This window comes from Nonomuraea sp. NPDC049784 (assembly GCF_040659615.1).
GTDB lineage: Bacteria > Actinomycetota > Actinomycetes > Streptosporangiales > Streptosporangiaceae > Nonomuraea.
In genome coordinates this window covers 1-19,182 of sequence record NZ_JBFAMX010000165.1, presented here as the reverse complement: position 1 = coordinate 19,182, position 19,182 = coordinate 1, and the positions used below count along the sequence as shown (strand labels likewise).

Sequence of the window (19,182 nt, the reverse complement as noted above, 5' to 3'; positions counted from 1 at the left end):
GGCGACGCGGCCACCGCGCACCGGCCCCGGGCGACGCAGCCGCTGGTGGAGCTGCTGCTCCCGGGCACCGGGCGGGCGCGCGCCTCGCATCGCTTCTCCCAGACGGCGGTCGGCCGGCACCTCGCCTATCTGGGCTGCGACCAGCGCACGGACGGGGCGTGGCACGTCCTGCGGGTGCACCTGCACGACGCGGAGAGCGGGCTGGACGCCGAGGTGTTCCTCCGCTCGGCGGACGGGGTCGCCGCGTTCCAGTCGTGGACAAAGGTGACCAACCGCGGTCAGGAGCCCGCGCTGCTGCTGGGCGTCACGTCGTTCGCCGCCGCCTTCGCGGGGTCGGTGGACTCCACCGACGTGGTGCGGGCCGACAGCGAGTGGCTGGGCGAGAGTCGCTGGGTCCGCGAGGCCCTCCGGACGCAGGCCGTACCCGATCTGCACCTGCCTCTTCACGGGCAGGACGGCCGCGGCCGGCTCGCGGTCGTCAGCACGGGCACCTGGTCGACCGGCAGCCACCTGCCCACGGGCGGGCTGATCGACCGCGACAGCGGGCAGGCGTGGCTGTGGCAGATCGAGCACAACGGTCCCTGGCGCTGGGAGGTGGGCGAGCGGCTCGACGACCCGTGCGTCGCGCTGCTCGGCCCGACCGACATCGACCACCAGTGGCAGCATCGGCTCCACCCCGGGGAGTCGTTCACCACGGTGCCCGTGTCGATCGCGGTGTCCGGCGACGGCCTGGAGGGCGCGGCTGAGGCGCTGACCGCGCATCGGCGGGCGATCGTCCGGCCGCACCCCGACCGGGAGCGGCTGCCGGTGGTGTTCAACGACTACATGAACACGGTGTCGGGCGACCCGACCACGGCCAAGCTGCTGCCGCTGATCGACGCCGCCGCGTCCGCGGGGGCCGAGGTGTTCTGCGTGGACGCCGGCTGGTACGACGACGACGACACCTGGTGGGACAGCGTCGGCGAGTGGCAGCCGTCGCAGACGCGGTTCCCGCGCGGCATCGAGGAGGTGCTCGGCCGCATCCGGGAGCGCGGCATGGTGCCGGGCCTGTGGCTGGAGCCCGAGGTGATCGGGGTACGCAGCCCCATGGCGGACAAGCTGCCGCCGGAGGCGTTCCTGCAGCGCGGCGGCGTACGCCTGGTCGAGCACGGCCGCTACCACCTCGACCTGCGCCACCCCCGCGCGGTCGCGCACCTGGACCAGGTCGTGGACCGGCTGGTGGAGGAGCTGGGCGTCGGCTACTTCAAGCTCGACTACAACATCGACCCGGGAGCGGGCACCGACCTGGACGCCGACAGCGCCGGAGACGGGCTGCTGGCCGGCAACCGGGCCCACCTGGCCTGGCTGGAGGGCGTGCTCGAGCGCCACCCCGGGCTCACGCTGGAGAACTGCGCGTCGGGCGCCATGCGCATGGACTACGCGATGTTGTCCAGGCTGCAGCTGCAGTCCACCAGCGACCAGCAGGACTTCCGGCTCTACCCGCCGATCGCGGTGTCGGCGCCGATGTCGCTGCTGCCCGAGCAGTCGGCCAGCTGGGCCTACCCGCAACCCGACATGTCGGACGAGGAGATCGCCTTCACGCTGTGCACCGGCATGCTGGGGCGGCTCTACCTGTCCGGCCACCTGGACGGGATGAGCGCCGCGCAGCTCGAGTCCGTCCGCGACGCCGTACGCGTCCACCAGGAGATTCGCGCGGACCTGGCCCGCGCGACGCCGCTGTGGCCGCTCGGGCTGCCGCGCTGGGACGACGGCACGGTCGCGCTGGGACTACGTGCCGACGACACCACATACGCTGGCGTCTGGCGGCGGGATGATGCGTGGTCCGTACGGCTCGACCTGCCCCACCTGGCGGGCCGTGCGGTCGAGATCGACGTCCTTTACCCGCGGCACCTGCCGGACTGGGATCGCGACTGGCAGCCCGGCCCTGGCGTGTTGACGCTCACGTCCCGTGGCGAGGAGCCCCTCTCCGCCCGGATCTTCCGCATCCGCACCGCCTCATGAAAGAGACCACCATGAAGACGAAATGGACGTCCGCCGCCGCCGCGGCGACGCTCGCGCTCGGGCTCGCCGCGTGCAGCGACCCCTCGGTCGAAACCTCCTCCTCCGCCCCCGCCGCCGCGACCTGGGCCGACCCGACCGCGAAGCTCGACGGCGTGAAGCTGACGATCTGGGCCGCCCAGAACAGCAACACCGCGCCCAAGGCGGTCATCGCCGGATTCCAGCAGGCGACGGGCGCGACGGTCGAGGTCGTGACGATCCCGGACCCGTACGAGCAGGGCATCCAGACCAAGGTCGCCACCGGCGACAAGCCCGACCTGGCGTTCTGGCAGCCGACCGCGTCCATGCTGACCGCGATCAACGCCAAGGCCAACCTCCAGCCGCTGAACGACGCGCCGTGGCTGTCGCAGCTGTCGCCGGACCTGAAGGACATCACCGGGATCCTGGACGGCACCCGGTACGCGGCCCTCGTCACGAGCCCCGCGGTCGAAGGCGTCTACTACAACAAGGAGGTCTTCGCCGCCAACAAGATCACCAGTACGCCGAAGAACTTCGACGAGATGGTGGAGCTGGCGCGCACGCTCAAGGGCAAGGGCGTCACGCCCTTCTTCGAGATGGCCGGCGACAAGTGGGCGACCCAGTGGTGGGTGCAGGTCCAGCTCGCCGACGCGGCCAAGGACGGCCTGTGGGAGCGGATCAACACGGGCAAGGAGACGTTCAACAGCCCGACCGTGGTCGGGGCGATCAAGAAGTACAAGTCGCTGATCGACGAGGGGCTGTTCAACTCCGACATCAAGACCGCGAAGTTCGAGGACCAGGGCGCGGCGCTGCTGTCCGGCAAGGCCGCCATGGCCGTGCAGGTGAACTCGTTCTTCGGGCAGCTCCAGGCCTCGGCGGACACCGCGACGCTGAACAAGAAGATCGGCTTCTTCCCGATCTCGCCGTCGGGCAACGTCGGCACGTTCATCCCCGACCAGTCCAACGCGCTGGTGGCGTTCAAGACCGGTGACGCCAAGCGCGAGGCCGCGGCGCGGCAGCTCCTGGCGTACTGGATGGGGCCCGGCTACAAGGACTTCGTCGCCGACCGCAGCACCGTCTCCCTGGAGCCGTCAGTGCCCAGCCCGGCGGGCGTGCCGCAGGCGCTGCTCGACGTGCACGCCTCGCTGCCCACCGCCGTCGGGTCCATGCAGGCGCTGGCGGTGGCCAACCCGGACCTGTACCTGAACCTGGCCGACATGATCAACGGGACGTTGACGCCGGAGAAGGTCGCCTCGGCCACGCAGGACCAGTTCGCCCAGCTCGCCAAGGCGGCCGGGGCGAGCGGTTTCTGAGGAGTTCCACATGCTGACCACCACCACCGCGCGGCAGACCGTGCCGCGCCGCACCACGAGTCCCGGACGTCCCGTCGTCCGGCGGCGGACGCACCCCATGTGGTTCATGGCTCCGGCGTTCGCCATCCTGCTGGTGTTCTTCTTCCTGCCGACGGTTTTCAACTTCGTCTACGCCTTCACCGACTGGTCGGGCTTCAAGAGCTCGATCAGTCCCGTCGGGCTGGAGAACTTCACCGACCTGGCCTCCAACGGCACGCTGTTCCGGTCGCTACGGGTCACGGTGGTGTACGCGGTGCTGGTGGCGGTCTTCCAGAACGCGTTCGGCTTCGGCCTGGCCGTGCTGCTCGAACGCGACACCCTGGTCAACCGGGTGGCCAGGGTGTTCTTCCTCATCCCCGTGCTGATGTCGGCGCTGGCCGTCGGCTACATCTTCCAGGCCCTGCTCAAGCCCACCGGCGGCCTGAACCAGCTCCTCGGGATCGACTACGCCTGGCTCGGCGACACCACCTGGACGATCGTGGTGGTCGCGCTGATCCACGCGTGGAAGTGGATGGGGCTGTCGATGCTCATCTACCTGGCCGGGCTGAAGACCATCCCTGAGGACATCGTGGAGGCCGCCCACATCGACGGGGCGTCGCGGTGGCGTACGTTCTGGACGGTCCGCTTCCCGCTGCTGGCGCCCGCGATCACGTTCAACGTCGCCACGGCGCTGCTGGGCTCGATGAACGGCTTCGACGTCGCCCAGGCCACCACCGGCGGCGGGCCCGCCCGCACGACCGAGATCCTGAACATCTTCATCTACCGCACCTTCGGTCAGGGGCTGTTCGCGCAGGCCACGACGATGAGCCTGGTGCTGTTCCTGCTGGTGGCCCTCATGGCCTTCCCGGTCATCTACGTCCTGCGCAAGCGGGAGGAGGTCCTGTGAGCGAGCTGAGTGATGTGAGCCTTTTGAGGCGGCTGCAGCCGGCCGTCGCGCTCGTCCTCGTGGTGGCGGCCATCGGCACCCCGCTGTGGCTGGTGCTGGTGACGGCCGCCAAGTCCCAGAGTGAGGCGCTCCAGCCGGACCTGTCGCTACCGTCCAAGTGGCACCTCCTGGAGAACCTGGGCCAGGTGTGGGCCGACGGCAAGGTGCTGCAGGCGTCGCTGGGCAGCCTGCTCGTCGTCGTGCCGTCGGTGGTGGGGGTGCTGCTGTTCGGGTCGATGGCGGCATGGATCCTGGCCCGGCGCTCCAGCCGGATCAACGCCGTGCTGTACGCGCTGGCGATCAGCGGCATCGTGCTCCCGCCCGCCGTCGTCACCGTCGTCCTGCTGCTGCGCCAGCTCGGCCTGGCCGGGACCGCGGTCGGGATGATCGGCGTCTACATGGGCATCTACATGTCCACGGTGATCTTCTTCGTCACCGGCTTCGTGCGTACCATCCCCGTCTCGCTCGAAGAGGCGGCGCAGCTCGACGGGGCGAGCCCGTTCAGGGTCTTCTGGCTGGTCGTGCTCCCCTTGCTGCGCCCGGTGCTGGCCACCGCCACCATCCTGGTCTGCCTGTACGTCTGGAACGACGTCTTCTACGCCTTCTTCGTCATCGGCGGACGGCTGGACACGCTCCCGCTCAACCTCTTCCGCGTGGCGAGCGCCGGGCTCTACCTCAACAACTGGCACCTGATCTTCGCGTACGTGATCCTGATGAGCCTGCCGCTGGTCGTGGTCTTCGCCGTGGCCCAGCGGAAGATCATCTCGGGTATCACCAGCGGGGCTGTCAAATAGTAGTTGTACCATTACTGTCTGTGAGCAGTAGAGAGCCTGAAATACCCGTGGAGCCCGGTTTGGCCGACCCTGGCTTGGCCGGGCCGGGTTTGCCGGCGCGTCGTGGCCCGCGCCCGGCCACCACGACCGGCATCCCGCACCAGCAGCTCGACCAGATCGCACCAGTCGAGCTGCAGGAGAACCTGTGGCGCCGCATGTCCGCCCTCGCCCACGTCCACACTGGCACCAGCGTCATCTCACTGCCGGAGACACGGGCGCTGCACCTGGATCCGGCGTACGCGTACGGGCCGAGCTCGGCGTTCTTCCAGGACAGCACGGAGTTCGCCCACCTCCACGGGGACCACGACGGGAGCCTGCACGCCCTCCTGCCCGAGGGAGAGGCCGCCGAGGTCGTGGCGAAGGGATGGGCCGAGTTCCACCCGGCGGTACACGAGGGCCGCCACCCACCGACACTGGTGATGCTGTACGGACCTCGGAACGAGGCGGACCTGGAGACGGTGTGGCAGTTGGTACGCCGCAGCCACGCCTTCGCATCGGGACAGTAGGTGGACACAAGCGCTGCTGATCGCATCAACCCCCGATAGTGCGCTGACACACGCCGTTCGGCGGCATCGATGTAGTCGCGCAGGGCACCCGCCGTGCTTCAGCGCTGGGCCGGCATGGGGCGGTGAGGGCTGGTGGGGGTGCCGGCCGAGCCGGCGAGCAGGCGCAGCGTATGGTCGGAGGGGCTCGCGGGTTCGGCGCTGTAGACGCCGAGGGTCTGATCGGGGTCGCCTGCCACGGTCAGGGCTTCGTAATGGAGGGTGAGATCGCCGACCAGCGGGTGGTGGAAGTGTTTGGTGCCGTAGGTGCGGCGGCTGATGTCGTGGTCGGCCCACCATCTTCGGAAGTCGGGATCGCGCAGCGAGAGCTCGCCGATGAGTTGGCCGAGCTGGGGGTCGTGGGGGTGCTGGCCGGCGTAGAGGCGAAGGGCGGCGACGGTGGTGCGGGCGATGCCTTTCCAGTCGCGGTAGAGGGTGCGGGCGGCTTCGTCGAGGAAGATGAAGCGGGCCATGTTCCGCTCACGCTGAGGGAGGGCGTCGAAGTCGGTGTAGAGGGCCCGGGCGAGCCGGTTGGTGGCGAGGACGTCGGTGCGGCGCCCCACGATCAGGGCGGGGACGTCGGTCAAGGTCTCGAGGAGCCGGTAGAGGTCGGGGCGCACCCGCTGCGGCGGCAGGGGCCGGGGCCGGGCCCGCGTGGGTCTGGCCAGAGCGAACAGATGGCTGCGTTCGTCGTCGGTCAGTTGCAGAGCACGGGCGACGGCATTGAGGACGGCTTCGGAGACGTTGACGTCGCGGCCGCGTTCCAGGCGTATGTAGTAGTCGACGCTGACCCCGGCGAGCTGGGCGATCTCCTCGCGGCGGAGCCCCGGCACGCGACGGGTGGTCGGCTTGGGTGTCAGGCCGGCCTGATCAGGGGAGAGCTTCGCGCGGCGGGTGCGGAGAAACTCCCCGAGCTCGGTTCTCTGGGTGCCGGCCCCGGGCAGGTGGGCTTGCATGTCCTTCACGGTACGGCCCTCTCGGGGGTGGCTTCTGCAGTAGAGGGGTACTGGCAGACCCCCGGTATCCCTTGCTTGCCGAGGCCGGGCACGCCCGTGGCCGCGACGGGCGGGCCGGGCGGTGGTGCGGTCAGGCGGTGCCGCGGGCGGCGGCCAGCATGTCAAGGGAGACCTGCCACAGGAGGGCTGCCCTCTGCTGGTCGAGTGCGTAGCCGGCGACGCCACGGCGGATGCCCGCCTGGTGCGGGCCTGCCTCGTTGCAGTCCTCGAAGTATCGGCCGGTGACGCCAGCGACCAGCGGGGAGGCGGCGAGCAGGGCGGATGTGGCGGCGCCCTGCTCGATGTTCTTCACCGACACGCCGCTGCTCTGGCCGGGCTCGAAGGAGGCGGGGGCGTTGAGGGCCGAGCCGATGTGCCTGGCGAGGTTGGTGCCCGCGATCCGGCCGGGGTTCAGGGCGTTGACACAGATACCGTCACCGGCCCAGCGCTCGGCGGCTTCGACGGCGAACAGGATGTTGGCCGTCTTGGACTGGCTGTAGGCGGCCCAGGCATCGTACGGGTGGCGCTGGAAGTTGATGTCGCCGAAGAGGACGTCGCCGTTGATGTGGCCGACCGAACTGACGACCACCACCCGGGCGTCACCGGCGGCCTTGAGCGCCGGACGCAGACCGGTGGTGAGCGCGAAGTGGCCCAGGTGGTTGGTGGCGAACTGCAGCTCCCACCCTTCGGCGGTACGCGCCTCGGGACAGGCCATGACGCCGGCGTTGTCCACCAGGATGTGCAGCGGACCATGCCACGCGGCCACGAAAGCGGCGACCGACGCCTGATCCGACAGGTCGAGCGGTGCCGCCATGACCTGCCCGTTCCCCGTCGTGGCGGTGATGTCGGCAGCGGCCTTCGCGCCTGCTTCGGTGTTGCGGACCGCGAGGGTCACCTCGGCTCCAGCTGCGGCCAGGACCCGAGCGGTCTCCAGGCCGATGCCCGAGGAGCCGCCGGTGACGATTGCGCGGCGGCCAGTCAGAGCGACGCCAGAGACGACCTCCGCTGCGGTGGTCTGCGCGCCGAACGGGGTGACGATGCGTCCGTGCTCGGTCATGCCATCAGCCTTCCTGTGCGCCCCGCCGTCCAGGGCAGGGCCGAATCGTGTCTCCTTTCCAGACAAGCACCCGAAATCGCAGGCCACAGCGGTGGAAGGGGTCCTGCTCAACCGGGGTCCGGCAGTACCCGTTTACGACCACGCCGGTGTCGGCTCCGGCGTGGTGGAGTCGCATCCCTGAGAGTGCGGTGACACACGCCGTTCGGTGGCATCGATGTAGTCGTGCAGGACCTGGCGGGAGCGGATGAGCGTGTCGATGTGTTCGTCCAGCCCGTTCAGGCGTGCTCGTAGCGTGTCCAGGAGCTCCGGGCAGGGCTCGAGGTCCGGGGCCGCGCCGGTCGCGCAGGGCAGCATGAACCCGATTTCCTGCGTCGACAGTCCGGCCTCGAGCAGCCTCCTGATCTGGGTCACGGTCAAGATGGCATCGTCGGCGTACTCGCGGTAGCCGTTGGCGCCGCGGCCGGGCTCGAGCAGGCCCTGGGCCTCGTAGTAACGCAGCTGATGCGCGTGGACTCCGGTCCGCCGGCTCAACTCCCCGATCAGCACGCTCACTCCTCCTTGACCTTCATACCGGTATGAACGTTGAGGATTCTGCCATGACCACCAACCCCTCGAGGGAGCACATATGCAGAATCGCGTCGCCACCCGCACGCCCGTGACGGTCATAGGCCTGGGCCTGATGGGCCAGGCGCTGGCCGGAGCCTTCCTGCGCGACGGGCACCCCACCACCGTGTGGAACCGCACGGCAGCGAAGGCCGGACAACTTGTCGCCCAGGGCGCGAAGCTCGCCGACTCGGTCGGCGAGGCCGTCGCGGCCAGCCCTCTCGTGATCGTCTGTGTCTCGGACTACGAGACTGTGCACGAGCTCCTCGACCCACTGGGCGAGGTCCTCGACGGCCGGGTCCTGGTGAACCTGACCTCGGGCACGTCGCGGGGGGCCCGCGAGACCGCCGAGTGGGCGGCGCAGCGGGGCGGCGCGTACCTCGACGGCGCGATCATGGCCGCCCCTTCGGCCGTCGGGGCGGATGCCGTCATCCTCTACAGCGGGCCGCGATCGGCCTTCGACCTGCACGAACCGGCCCTGAGGAGCCTCGGCGCGGGGACGACGTATCTCGGCGACGACCACGGCCTGTCGTCGCTGTATGACGTGGCTGTGCTGAGCCTGATGTGGAACATTCTGAACGGCTTCCTGCATGGTGCCGCCTTGGTCGGCGCGGCGGGTGTGAACGCCACAACGTTCGCCCCGATCGCGACCAAGGGGATCGAAACCGTGAACGGCTGGCTGTCCGCCTACACACAACAGATCGACGACGGCACGTACCCGGCGTTCGATTCCACCATCGACACTCACCTGGCCGCGATGGAGCACCTCATCCACGAGAGCGAGTCCCTCGGCGTCAACGCCGAACTTCCGAGGTTCATCAAGGCCCTGACCGACCGGGCTGTAGCCGATGGACACGGCGGCGACGGCTACGCGGCGATGATCGGGCAGTTCCGCGAGCCCTCAGGGAGTCGGCCATGACCGCCACACCGTTCAACCCGCGCACGCTGCTCGCGGAAAGCCGGCTGGGAGTTCTCGCGACGATCAAGTCGGACGGCCGCCCCCAGCTTTCCCCCGTCATGCCCTTCTACGACCAGGAGGCCGATGTCGTCTACGTTTCGATGACCGAGGGACGAGCCAAGACGGCGAATCTGCGCCGGGACCCGCGAGCCGCTCTGGAGGTCACCAGCCCCGACGGCTGGGCGTGGGCCACCGCCGAGGGCACGGTGACCCTCACCGGCCCGGGAACCGACCCCCACGGTCCCGAGGTCGAGGCGCTGGTGCGTTACTACCGCATCGCCGCCGGGGAGCACCCGGACTGGGACGAGTACCGGTCGGTGATGGTGTCCGACCGCAGGGTGCTCATGGTGATGACGGTCGACCACGTGTACGGCGCCAAGATCCGCTGACAGCGCCCCGAAGCAGCTTCGTATGGCATCGCTTGCTCCATCATCGAATCATGGGCACCTGGGTTCACATTCGCGGCTGGCTGGAGTTCTACGGACAGCGACCGGCGGCCGAACGCATCATTCGCCAAGGCGAGACTCAAGGCTGGGCTTTCCCCGACGGGGGCTGGCTGGATGCCGTCTGTTACGCCCGCGCCGTCCGCGCCCATGAAGTCCATGAGGTGCTCGACCAGGTCCGCCGGATCGCCGCGCTTCCCGCCACCGATGACGACAACGACCGCGTCTGTGGCCTGTTCTTCGCCTTCCATGAAGTGGAAGGACAGAGCGAATGGCAGGTCCGCGACGGCGAGGTCGTCATCAACCCGGCCCCGCCGCGCTACGACTACTTGTGGAAATAGCCGCCCGCTCGGGCACCCTGGCACTATCCGTCCGTGTCGGCGCCGGGCGCGAGCTGGCATCCCTTGTAGCGTGGTGCCGATTCAGGCGTCCATCCTGGGAGCAGTCGCATGCGATGGCAGGTCCACTCGGAAAGGCCGCTCTACACGGACCCGTGGCTTGATGTCCGGGTTGCCGATGTGGAACTTCCGGACGGAAGGCATCTCGATCATCGGCTCATCCGCACCGCGCCCGGAGCGGGGGCGATCATCACCGACGAGCGGAACCGCGTGCTGCTCATCTGGCGGCACCGCTTCATCACCGACACCTGGGGCTGGGAAATCCCCATCGGCAGGATCGACGACGGCGAGGAGCCGATCGCGGCCGCCGCCCGAGAAGTCGAGGAAGAGACCGGCTGGCGGCCCGGCCCCTTGCGTCCGCTGCTCTGTGCCCAGCCGACCAACGGCATCTCCGACTCCGAGCACCACATCTTCCGCGCCGACAGCGCCCAGCACATCGGGCCGCCGATCGAGGCGTGGGAGGCGGAGCGCATTGAGTGGATACCGCTCTCGGACATCCGCCGCCTGATCGACAAGCGCGACATCGTGGGCGGGACGAGCATGAACGCGCTCCTCTACGTGCTCACCGACATATAGCTGTCAGCGGCCGTTCGCCCCGGGCTTGGCCTTGAAGCGCTCGTCGTCACACCCGCGCGCCGCTGCCCCGGTCGGCGGCCAGGGTGCGGACGGTCGCCACCACGGCGTCGCGGCGCCGGGCGAGGGCCGCCTTGTCGTCCTGTTCGTCGAGCACGAGGCGGCACAGCTGGGGGACGGCGAAGTTCCAGGCGACCAGCCCGAGCACGGTGAACATCCAGTCCTGGGCCGCGCGAGTGCGCTGCGGTTCGTCCAGCCCGGCGCCGACGCCCCCATCGACGAGGTCCCGTACGTTGTCCCGGTAGGCCGCGCGGCGTTCGTCCTCGCCCTGGACGGGACCCGCGCCGGCCTCCAGGGCCTCCCACAGCAGCAGCCTGATCAGCTCCGGGTGGTCCTGGTACCAGTCGAACAGCTGCCCGACGGACTCGGCCACCGCGCAGGGGTCGAGGGCATTGGAGTGGCAGACCTCGTCGACCTTGGCCCGCACCACGGCGCCGAACAGCTTGTCCTTGCCGCCGAAGTACAGGTAGATCGCCTGCTTGTTGGCCTTGGCCGCGGCGGCGACGCGCTCGACCCTGGCCCCCGCCAGGCCGTGCGCGGCGAACTCGGCGGCGGCGGCCTGGAAGATCCGCTGGCGGGTGGCCTCCGCGTCATAGCTCATGAACTGAATTAAACCATCCAGTTGACTTTCTGTGCGACACCCGCTTGGATCTAAACCAACCAGATGGTTTATTTCTGAGGAGACGCCATGTCCACCACGTCCACCGCTCCCGTGCCGGTCCGCTCCCCGCTGCCCACCGGCCTGGCCGACTCCACCGTCGTCGTCATCGGCGGCAGCTCGGGCATCGGTCTGGCGGCCGGTGTGCTGCTCGCCGGTGTGGGCGCCCGCGTCGCGCTGGTCGGGCGCGACCCGGCCAGGTTGGCGACCGCCGTGGAGCGCGTACGCGACGCGGCCCAAGCGGACTCGGTGCTCGGCGTGTCCGCCGACGGCACGGACGAGGACGCCCTGGCGGACGTCTTCGACCAGGCCGGCTCGGTCGACCATGTGCTGGTGACAGCCGGCGGCATCGGCGGCGGCGGACCGGTGACCGAGCTCTCGGCCGGCGACCTCCGCTCGGTCTTCGACTCCCGGGTCTGGGGCGCCTTCGCGGCCGCCCGGGTCGCGGCGACCCGGTTGTCCGAGGGCGGTTCGATCACCTTCAGCTCCGGCACCTACGCGATCCGTCCGGTCCCCGGGCTGACCGGTCCCCTGGCGGCCATCGGCGCCGTCGAGACCTTCACCAAGGCGCTCGCCGTCGAACTCGCGCCGAGGCGGCTGCGGGTGAACACCGTCCGCTTCGGCAGCTTCGACACGCCGCTGCTGCGCACGATGTCCGGGCTCGACAGCGACGCGGCGATCGCCAGAGCCGGTGAGCACACCCTGCTCGGACGCTTCGGCACCGCCGAGGAGGCCGCCGCGTCCACCCTCTTCCTGATGGCCAACAACTACGTCACCGGCCAGGTGATCACCGTGGACGGCGGGCAGAGCCTGGCGTGAGACGGAGCCGGCCGCCGGGATGAGGCGGGCTCGCCTGCTGCCGTTCGTCGCTGATTTCTGACCGCTCGCCGTAAAGATCTCCAATACTGCATACTGTATGTGGTACGCGTAACACGTGGCGACAAGATTCCTCGACCGTTCCCGTATCGTGGCGGCCCCGGGGTGGAGCCGGTGGCTGGTGCCGCCGGCGGCGCTCTCCGTCCACCTGGCGATCGGGCAGGCGTACGCGTGGAGCGTCTTCAAACCCCCGCTGGAGTCCTCGCTCCATCTGTCGGGCACGCAGAGCGCCCTGCCGTTCCAGCTGGGCATCGTCATGCTCGGCCTGTCGGCGGCCTTCGGCGGCACGCTGGTGGAGCGCAACGGGCCGCGGTGGGCGATGTTCGTCTCGATGGCCTGCTTCTCGTCCGGGTTCCTGCTGTCCGCGCTGGGCGTGGCCACCCGGCAGTACTGGCTGGTGGTGCTCGGCTACGGGTTCGTGGGCGGGATCGGGCTCGGCATCGGCTACATCTCCCCCGTCTCCACGCTGATCAAGTGGTTCCCCGACCGGCCCGGCATGGCCACCGGGATCGCGATCATGGGGTTCGGCGGCGGGGCGCTCATCGCCTCGCCGTGGTCGGCGCAGATGCTGGAGTCGTTCGGCCCGGGCACCGGCGGGATCGCCACCACGTTCCTCGTGCACGGCGTGGTTTACGCGTTCTTCATGTCGATGGGCGTGCTGCTGGTGAGGGTCCCGCCGGAGGGCTGGTCGCCACCGGGGTGGACGCCGCCCGCGGTCGCGGCCAGGCCGCTGATCACCGACGCGGACGTCTCGGCCCGCAACGCGATCCGCACCCCGCAGTTCTACTGCCTGTGGGTCGTGCTGTGCTGCAACGTCACCGCGGGCATCGGGATCCTGGAGAAGGCCGCGCCCATGATCAGGGACTTCTTCACGGGTACGGCCACGCCGGTCGCCGTGGGGGCGGCCGCCGGCTTCGTGGCGCTGCTGTCGCTGGCGAACATGACCGGCCGGTTCGTCTGGTCGTCCACCTCCGACCTGATCGGGCGCAAGAACATGTACCGCGTCTACCTGGGGGTCGGCGCGCTGCTCTACCTGGTGATCGCGCTGGCCGGGAACTCCTCGAAAGTGCTGTTCATCATGTGCGCGCTGGGCATCCTGTCCTTCTACGGCGGCGGCTTCGCGACGGTCCCGGCGTACCTGAAGGACCTGTTCGGCACCTTCCAGGTCGGCGCCATCCACGGCCGCCTGCTCACCGCGTGGTCCACCGCGGGCGTGCTCGGCCCGCTCATCGTGAACGCCATCGCCGACGCGCAGAAGGCCGCGGGCCGGTCGGGGCCCGCGCTCTACACGACCTCCCTCTTCATCATGATCGGGCTGCTGGCGGTGGGCCTGCTCGCCAACGAGCTGATCCGGCCGGTGAGCGACAAGTACCACGAGAAGCCCGCGGAGCCGGCGATGGAAGGGCAGGCGACATGACCCCGAGGCGGACCGCCCTGATGGTGCTGGCGTGGGCCTGGGTCGGCCTGCCCTTCGCCTTCGGCGTGTACGAGCTGGTGCTTAAGCTCACGCAGCTGGTGGGTTAACGGTCCATCGCGGCGCGGCCGGTCATGCGGACGGGTCGCGGAAGTAGTGGCCTTTGCCGAGGTCGTCGATGAGCCCGGGATGCGACGGCTGCCATCCCAGCAGCTCTCGGGTCAGCGCGCTCGAGGCCGGGGAGTCGCCCGCGAGGAGGGCGGCCAGCCAGCCGAAGTGCTCGCCCGCGTCCTCACGGGAGATCGAGACCACCGGCAGGTTCAGGTGCCTGCCGATCACTTCGGCGATGGCGTGGATCGGCACGCCTTCGTCGGCGATCGCGTGCAGGGCCGATCCCGCCGGGGCCTTCTCCAACGCCAGGCGGAAGAGGTGCGCGGCATCGAGTCGGTGCACGGCGGGCCAGCGGTTGGACCCGTCGCCGATGTAGCCGGAGACGCCCTTGTCGCGGGCGATGCCGACCAGGGCCGCCATGAAGCCGTTGTCTCCTTGGCCGTGCGTCGTCGGGGGGAGTCGCACGACGGACGAGCGGACATCGCGGGAGGCGAGGGAGAGCGTCATCTGCGCAGTGGCCTGCCGATCCCGCGGGCCGCCGCTCATATGCGCCGCCGAGTCCTGTCCGTGCCCGTCCCGTTCGGTCGCCACACGCCCAGGTGCGAGGCCGAGAACCCCGGAGGCGATGACGAGCGGTCGATCAGAGCCCGCGAGCGCCTCGCCGAGGGTCTCGACGGCGCGGCGATCCTCGTCCGCGGCGCCCTGGAAGTTTCCGGTGAAAGCGATGCCGTGGTTGAACGCGAGGTGGATCACGCCGTCCGACGCGGCAGCCGCACGCCGCAGGCCGTCGAGATCGTCAAGGGTGCCGCGATGCACCTGGGCTCCGGCCGCGGTGAGGGCGGCGGCCGAGGTGTCCGAACGTGCCAGGCCGGTGACCTGGTGGCCCGCGCCGATCAGTTCGGGAACGACGGCCGAGCCGATCCATCCGGACGCGCCGGTGACGAATACGCGCATGAGAAGTACTCCAAGCGGTCGATCGATGTCAGTGACTGCCATCAAGCTAGCACCGATGTCAGCCGCTGTCATCAAGTAGGATTCGACGCATGGGTCGATGGGAGCCGAACGCGCGGGGCCGGCTCGCGCAGGCGGCGATGGAGCTCTACGTCGAGCGCGGGTTCGAGCAGACCACGGTGGCGGAGATCGCCAGGCGGGCGGGGCTGACGGAGCGCACGTTCTTCCGGCACTTCGCCGACAAGCGCGAGGTTCTGTTCGGGGGCTCGCGCACACTGCAGGAGCACCTCGTGGAGGCCGTCGCCGAAGCGCCTGATTCCGCGGCACCGATCGACGCGGTTGCCGGAGCCCTGGAGGCCGCCGGCGCCGTGCTCCAGGAGCGACGCGAATACTCCCAGCAGCGTCAAGCCGTCATCGCCGCGAACGCGGAACTCCGGGAACGCGAGCTGATCAAGCTCGCGTCGTTGGCAGCGGCGCTGGCCGACGCGTTGCGCCGGCGCGGCGTCAAGGAGCCGGCCGCGAGCCTGGCCGCCGAGGCGGGGATCGCCGTCTTCAAGATCGCGTTCGAACGCTGGATCGGCGAGGCCGCCCAGGCAGACTTGCCGCGACTCATCCGAGAGTCATTCGTCGAGCTGAAAGCCGTGACCGCGGGCAGATGACCGGCGAAGGCAGACCGGGGTGCGACGCCGTACGGCCGCCCCCGGTCTCCAGCACCGGCACGTGTCAACCCAGCGAGATCCGGTCCAGGTCGGGCGCAGCGGCCGTGTCATTGTGGATCTTGATGGTGTTGGCGCCGGCCTTCAGCGTGACGGGCACGGACGTGGTGTAGGGGGTGTTGTTGCCCACGCCGCTCACCTTCACCTCGACCGGCGTCCCGCCGTTGACGGTTACGAAGTACGACCGATCTCCGTTGACCGTGAAGTCGATGAACAGCGTGTACTGGCGGGCCTCCGGCACCGCGACGTCCTCGAACAGCACGTAGGCGTCGGGGGCGCCGCCGAGGTTGCGTACCTTCTGGCCGCCGGAGCAGGGCGAGCAGCTCGTGATGCCCGCGCTGCCGAGCTGGTTGCGGGAGTCCTCGGCCTCGCGCACGAACACCCGGTCGGCGGGGCGCGGCCGTACCCGGACCTGCCTGGTGACCGTGTTCGAACGGCCCAGCACCTGGAACGCGGCCGTGATCGGGATGTCGGCCGGCGTGATGTCCTGGCCCGGCGGCGAGGTGAGGGTCCACGTGCCTTCCAGCGTCTGCCCGAGCCGCAGCGTGCCCGCCGTCACCGGAGCGCCCTCGGCCGTCCAGCCCGCGGGCGCGACCGGGGCGAGCCGCACCTGGTCGAGCGCGTCGTCGGCGTCGAGGCGGAGCTTCGCCGACACCTTCATCGACTGCTGCCCCGGGCCGGCCCACTGCAGGCCGCCCGGCTCGACGGTCATGGTCGTCTTGGGCACGTACGAGGCGGGCGGCAGCGGCGCCACCGCGAGGCGGTCGACGCCCGGCCCCTTGGCCGCGTCGCTGGACAGGGTGATCGTGTTGGCCCCGGCGCGCAGCGGCACCGGCAGCGCGGTGGAGAGCGGCACGTCCGCGTTGTCCCCCGGGACCTGGACGTCGACGGGAGCGGCGCCGTTGACGGCGACCTTCAGGGAGGTGGCCGCGGCGGCCGTGTGGTCGATCTGCAGCCGGTAGTCGCCCGCCGCCGCCACCGTGACGTCGCGGTAGCTGATCGCGTTACGCGGGCCGCCGCCGAGCCCGGCGACCTTCGCCCGGCCTGAGCACGCCTGGCACGGCTCGACCCGCGCCGCGCCCGAGCGGTACTGGCGCTCGGCCTCCAGCGGCAACTGGTCGCCGAAGGAGACCGGGGAGTCGTGCGCGACCCTGATCTCGTCGATCTGCAGCTCCTGGTAGAAGCGCGGCGCCTGCGCTCCGGCCCAGGTGTTGAGCACCTCCAGCTTGATGTGGCGGGCGCGCTGCTCGCCGAGGTCCACGAACTGCGTGCCGCGGGCACTGTGCATCGCGCCCGTGCGGACCGGCCTTCCCCAGTGCCGGCCGTCGTCACTCACGTAGACCCGGTAGTCCTTGATCCGCGCGGAGTCCTCGGGGCGCCCGAACGTCTCTCGCGCATACGTCGGCGACCATTCGCGCTGGCTGACCGCCAGATACGCGGCCTTGCGCACCCTGCCGAGATCCAGCGTCACCGACACGGGGAGCTTCGCGCCGCTGTCCCAGTAGACCTCATGGCTGCCGTCCACGAGCGCCCCGGCCGGGTGACCGTCGCGCGAGGAGGAGGCCGTGGCCTTGAGCGCGGACTGGTCATAGAAGTGCTGCTGCCCGGCCGTTTCCACCTTGAGGACGGTGTCGTACGTGTCCCACTTCGTGATGCCGAGGATCGTCAGATAGCCGCCGGACTGGCTGAAGCGCATCCGCTCGCCCGTACGCAGGTCGCTCACCCCGGTCACGCGGTAGCCGTTGTCGCGCAGCCGCACCAGGTCGGTGCTGGGCCTGGTCACCACGTGCACGTACTGGACCCTGCCGGTCGACGGCGCGCCGCCGCGCTCGACGGTGACGACGCCGTGCGCGCCGTCGTTCCAGAAGCCCGGCTGCATGCCCCCGTACATGTAGCCGCCGCCCTCGGTGCCCTGCAGGGACGCCTTGATCGGCGGGACCCACGTGGCCATGAAGTCGTTGAACTCCTCCTGCTGGGGCGGGAATCTGCCGTTGACCATCGGGGTCTCGGCCATCAGCGACTTCATCGACGAGCCGGCGTTGGTGATGTAGCGGCCGGTGCTGAGCCGGAAGTCCACGGGGTGGCTGCCGCCGTCGTACCACCAGTCGCCGGTGGTGGGCAGCTTGTAGTCGGCCTCGACGAGGCGCGGCATCGGGGTCCAGGCGGCCTGCGGGTAGTCGTAGGCCGGGGTCATGCCGGTCTTCTGCTCGTTGCTGACCGTGTCCATGATCGGGGTGTCCTCGTTGTTGTTGCTCAGCAACCAGGACGGGCGCTTCTCACGGATCTGCTCGTAGAGGTGGTTCTGCTCCCAGTGCTCGTTGTCGTTGTCGATCCAGAACCCCGCCAAGTCCGGATATTTCGCCATTACCTCGAAGAAGAGGTCATAGCTATACATGCCGAATCCAGCGCGGGTGGTCAGATCGACCTGCCGGCCCTTGTAGGCGGAGTAGGCGGCCGAGTCGAGCGTCTCGACGCCCTGCTCGTTGTGCCACTGGGGATCGTCGGTCATGTAGAGCATGACCCGTACGTCCTTCGCCTTCCCGGCGGTCACCAGCTCGCCGAGGAAGTCCCGCTTGGTGCTGCACGAGCCGGGGATCTCAGACGGCCACGGCCGCGCGTAGCCCAGCCTGCTGTGGAAGGCGGCCAGGACGATGTACGAGGCGCCCAGCTTGCGGGCCTCGTCCACCCAGTAGTCCGGGCTCCAGCCGCCTCCCGTGACGTCGCCTTCCCAGGCGGCGCAGTCGAGGTGGCGTGGAGCGGTGAACATGCCCCAGTGCAGGAACAGCCCGGCCGTGGAGTCGCGTAACCACTGCTGCCTCGGGTGCTGAATCTCCGCGCCGGCGGGCGCCGTGCCGAGGCTCACGATCACGGCGAGGACCAGTGCGGCCACGAGAGTACGTCGAAGTGTCATGGGCAAACCCCTCCAGACATCCGATGAATACAGCAGCCACAGGCCGAGGTCAAGGGTCTTGACGCGCGAACGCGCGAAGTGATCCTATGACCGGTGATAGGAAAGTTTCCTAATGGAGAGTCGATGCGATTACTCACCGCGACCGCTCTGACCGCCGTACTGCTCCTTCCCGCCCTCCCGGCTTCGGCCGACCCGGTGGAGTCGGGGCCGTGGACCGAATACTCGCCCACGTTCACCGTCCAGGAGCGGGGTTGCGGCGACGTCAGCGACCTGACGTTCAAGCTGACCTGCTCGACCGGCAGCGACGACCAGCGGGCCGAGCGGCGGTACGCCACCTACTCCAGCGGCACCCGACAGTTCGAGGGCTACTTCAAGATCACCAGCCTGCCCGGCACCCGGATCAGCCTGAAGCAGACGTTCAAGACGACGGGGCCCTTCTTCATGCTGGCCGTCGAGCGCGGCGGGCGGCTGTACGCGGTGCACGGCGGCGACACGATCGCCACGGGCGCGACGATCGGCACCACGGTCCGCGTCAACACCGTCCACGTGGTCGGCAGCGTCCACCGCACGTACATCAACGGGTCGCTGAAGCACACAGTGTCCAGCGAGAGCGGCAGCTTCTACGACAAGTTCGGCGCGTACCGGACGGCCAGCGGTCAGGGGCCCGCCACGGTCGAGTGGAGCGGCATTCGCTTCTGGCGTAAGTAGGGGGCGATGAGGGCCCGGATGGCGTTGGTGCTGATGGCGCCGGTCCTGGTGGCCGCCGCGTGCGCGGCCCCACGGCAGGTGC

At 69.7% G+C, this 19,182-nt stretch carries 19 protein-coding genes; 13 read left to right on the top strand and 6 right to left on the bottom strand.

Annotated elements, in window-relative coordinates; all coding sequences use genetic code 11:
• From AB0J09_RS29220 to AB0J09_RS29200, 5 genes are all read left to right on the top strand, one after another.
• The coding region (locus AB0J09_RS29220) for a glycoside hydrolase family 36 protein (protein WP_360697933.1) at nt 1-2,001 on the top strand (2,001 nt) is incomplete at its 5' end.
• An 11-nt stretch (nt 2,002-2,012) separates the two neighbouring features.
• Complete coding sequence (locus tag AB0J09_RS29215; protein ID WP_360697930.1) at nt 2,013-3,329, top strand: extracellular solute-binding protein; 1,317 nt, start codon at nt 2,013-2,015, stop codon at nt 3,327-3,329.
• Between the two features lie 10 nt (nt 3,330-3,339).
• Nucleotides 3,340-4,254 carry a sugar ABC transporter permease gene (locus tag AB0J09_RS29210; protein WP_360697927.1) on the top strand — a complete coding sequence of 305 codons (915 nt, stop codon included), beginning with the start codon at nt 3,340-3,342 and terminating at the stop codon, nt 4,252-4,254.
• Nucleotides 4,251-5,087, top strand: coding sequence for a carbohydrate ABC transporter permease (locus AB0J09_RS29205; RefSeq protein WP_360697924.1), 837 nt, complete (start codon nt 4,251-4,253; stop codon nt 5,085-5,087). Before AB0J09_RS29210 ends, AB0J09_RS29205 begins: the two co-directional genes overlap by 4 nt.
• Nucleotides 5,088-5,107: 20 nt before the next feature.
• Entirely contained in the window at nt 5,108-5,632 is a 525-nt protein-coding gene (locus AB0J09_RS29200) for a luciferase family protein (protein ID WP_360697921.1), read from the top strand.
• 98 nt (nt 5,633-5,730) lie between these two features.
• Here the strand turns inward: AB0J09_RS29200 and AB0J09_RS29195 are convergent, their stop codons facing one another.
• From AB0J09_RS29195 to AB0J09_RS29185, 3 genes are all read right to left on the bottom strand, one after another.
• Nucleotides 5,731-6,624: a helix-turn-helix transcriptional regulator gene (locus AB0J09_RS29195; protein WP_360697918.1), complete on the bottom strand. Its 894-nt coding sequence runs from the start codon at nt 6,622-6,624 to the stop codon at nt 5,731-5,733.
• A gap of 130 nt (nt 6,625-6,754) precedes the next feature.
• Complete coding sequence (locus AB0J09_RS29190) at nt 6,755-7,720, bottom strand: SDR family NAD(P)-dependent oxidoreductase (RefSeq protein WP_360697915.1); 966 nt, start codon at nt 7,718-7,720, stop codon at nt 6,755-6,757.
• A gap of 132 nt (nt 7,721-7,852) precedes the next feature.
• Nucleotides 7,853-8,266 (bottom strand): MerR family transcriptional regulator, encoded by a 414-nt coding sequence (locus AB0J09_RS29185; RefSeq protein WP_360697936.1) that lies wholly within the window; start codon nt 8,264-8,266, stop codon nt 7,853-7,855.
• A gap of 79 nt (nt 8,267-8,345) precedes the next feature.
• Between AB0J09_RS29185 and AB0J09_RS29180 the strand changes: the two genes are divergently transcribed.
• From AB0J09_RS29180 to AB0J09_RS29165, 4 genes are all read left to right on the top strand, one after another.
• Nucleotides 8,346-9,242, top strand: coding sequence for an NAD(P)-binding domain-containing protein (locus tag AB0J09_RS29180; protein WP_360697912.1), 897 nt, complete (start codon nt 8,346-8,348; stop codon nt 9,240-9,242).
• A complete protein-coding gene (locus AB0J09_RS29175; RefSeq protein ID WP_360697909.1) occupies nt 9,239-9,670 on the top strand; it encodes a PPOX class F420-dependent oxidoreductase in 432 nt (143 codons plus the stop codon). The genes AB0J09_RS29180 and AB0J09_RS29175 overlap by 4 nt, the downstream gene beginning before the upstream one ends.
• A 50-nt stretch (nt 9,671-9,720) precedes the next feature.
• Complete coding sequence (locus AB0J09_RS29170; protein ID WP_360697906.1) at nt 9,721-10,065, top strand: hypothetical protein; 345 nt, start codon at nt 9,721-9,723, stop codon at nt 10,063-10,065.
• Nucleotides 10,066-10,173: 108 nt separating this feature from the next.
• Entirely contained in the window at nt 10,174-10,698 is a 525-nt protein-coding gene (locus AB0J09_RS29165; RefSeq protein WP_360697903.1) for an NUDIX domain-containing protein, read from the top strand.
• Between the two features lie 46 nt (nt 10,699-10,744).
• On the opposite strand, the gene AB0J09_RS29160 is transcribed toward AB0J09_RS29165, so the two are convergent.
• Nucleotides 10,745-11,356: a TetR family transcriptional regulator gene (locus tag AB0J09_RS29160; protein ID WP_360697900.1), complete on the bottom strand. Its 612-nt coding sequence runs from the start codon at nt 11,354-11,356 to the stop codon at nt 10,745-10,747.
• Nucleotides 11,357-11,443: 87 nt separating this feature from the next.
• Here AB0J09_RS29160 and AB0J09_RS29155 point away from each other — a divergent pair, with 87 nt between their 5' ends.
• The gene (locus AB0J09_RS29155; RefSeq protein WP_360697897.1) at nt 11,444-12,232 is read left to right on the top strand and encodes an SDR family oxidoreductase; all 789 of its coding nucleotides are present in this window, start codon (nt 11,444-11,446) and stop codon (nt 12,230-12,232) included.
• 115 nt (nt 12,233-12,347) lie between these two features.
• Nucleotides 12,348-13,706 carry an OFA family MFS transporter gene (locus AB0J09_RS29150; RefSeq protein WP_360697894.1) on the top strand — a complete coding sequence of 453 codons (1,359 nt, stop codon included), beginning with the start codon at nt 12,348-12,350 and terminating at the stop codon, nt 13,704-13,706.
• A 129-nt stretch (nt 13,707-13,835) separates the two neighbouring features.
• Here AB0J09_RS29150 and AB0J09_RS29145 read toward each other — a convergent pair whose 3' ends face one another.
• A complete protein-coding gene (locus AB0J09_RS29145; protein WP_360697891.1) occupies nt 13,836-14,768 on the bottom strand; it encodes an SDR family oxidoreductase in 933 nt (310 codons plus the stop codon).
• An 89-nt stretch (nt 14,769-14,857) separates the two neighbouring features.
• Between AB0J09_RS29145 and AB0J09_RS29140 the strand changes: the two genes are divergently transcribed.
• Nucleotides 14,858-15,424, top strand: coding sequence for a TetR family transcriptional regulator (locus AB0J09_RS29140; RefSeq protein WP_360697888.1), 567 nt, complete (start codon nt 14,858-14,860; stop codon nt 15,422-15,424).
• Nucleotides 15,425-15,488: 64 nt separating this feature from the next.
• On the opposite strand, the gene AB0J09_RS29135 is transcribed toward AB0J09_RS29140, so the two are convergent.
• The gene (locus AB0J09_RS29135) at nt 15,489-18,392 is read right to left on the bottom strand and encodes a CBM35 domain-containing protein (protein ID WP_360697885.1); all 2,904 of its coding nucleotides are present in this window, start codon (nt 18,390-18,392) and stop codon (nt 15,489-15,491) included.
• A 123-nt stretch (nt 18,393-18,515) separates the two neighbouring features.
• On the opposite strand from AB0J09_RS29135, the gene AB0J09_RS29130 reads away from it, so the two are divergent.
• On the top strand, nt 18,516-19,100 hold the full coding sequence (locus AB0J09_RS29130) for a hypothetical protein (RefSeq protein ID WP_360697882.1): 585 nt from the start codon (nt 18,516-18,518) through the stop codon (nt 19,098-19,100).
• Nucleotides 19,101-19,182 lie beyond the last annotated feature (82 nt).

Excerpts from the sequence above, each read along its gene's own strand:
- AB0J09_RS29140 (WP_360697888.1), top strand. The coding sequence starts at position 14,858 with ATGGGTCGATGGGAGCCGAACGCGCGGGGCCGGCTCGCGCAGGCGGCG.
- AB0J09_RS29170 (WP_360697906.1), top strand. The coding sequence starts at position 9,721 with ATGGGCACCTGGGTTCACATTCGCGGCTGGCTGGAGTTCTACGGACAG.
- AB0J09_RS29135 (WP_360697885.1), bottom strand. The coding sequence starts at position 18,392 with ATGACACTTCGACGTACTCTCGTGGCCGCACTGGTCCTCGCCGTGATC.
- AB0J09_RS29180 (WP_360697912.1), top strand. The coding sequence starts at position 8,346 with ATGCAGAATCGCGTCGCCACCCGCACGCCCGTGACGGTCATAGGCCTG.
- AB0J09_RS29210 (WP_360697927.1), top strand. The coding sequence starts at position 3,340 with ATGCTGACCACCACCACCGCGCGGCAGACCGTGCCGCGCCGCACCACG.
- AB0J09_RS29175 (WP_360697909.1), top strand. The coding sequence starts at position 9,239 with ATGACCGCCACACCGTTCAACCCGCGCACGCTGCTCGCGGAAAGCCGG.
- AB0J09_RS29165 (WP_360697903.1), top strand. The coding sequence starts at position 10,174 with ATGCGATGGCAGGTCCACTCGGAAAGGCCGCTCTACACGGACCCGTGG.
- AB0J09_RS29155 (WP_360697897.1), top strand. The coding sequence starts at position 11,444 with ATGTCCACCACGTCCACCGCTCCCGTGCCGGTCCGCTCCCCGCTGCCC.
- AB0J09_RS29195 (WP_360697918.1), bottom strand. The coding sequence starts at position 6,624 with ATGCAAGCCCACCTGCCCGGGGCCGGCACCCAGAGAACCGAGCTCGGG.
- AB0J09_RS29130 (WP_360697882.1), top strand. The coding sequence starts at position 18,516 with ATGCGATTACTCACCGCGACCGCTCTGACCGCCGTACTGCTCCTTCCC.
- AB0J09_RS29215 (WP_360697930.1), top strand. The coding sequence starts at position 2,013 with ATGAAGACGAAATGGACGTCCGCCGCCGCCGCGGCGACGCTCGCGCTC.
- AB0J09_RS29190 (WP_360697915.1), bottom strand. The coding sequence starts at position 7,720 with ATGACCGAGCACGGACGCATCGTCACCCCGTTCGGCGCGCAGACCACC.
- AB0J09_RS29160 (WP_360697900.1), bottom strand. The coding sequence starts at position 11,356 with ATGAGCTATGACGCGGAGGCCACCCGCCAGCGGATCTTCCAGGCCGCC.
- AB0J09_RS29145 (WP_360697891.1), bottom strand. The coding sequence starts at position 14,768 with ATGCGCGTATTCGTCACCGGCGCGTCCGGATGGATCGGCTCGGCCGTC.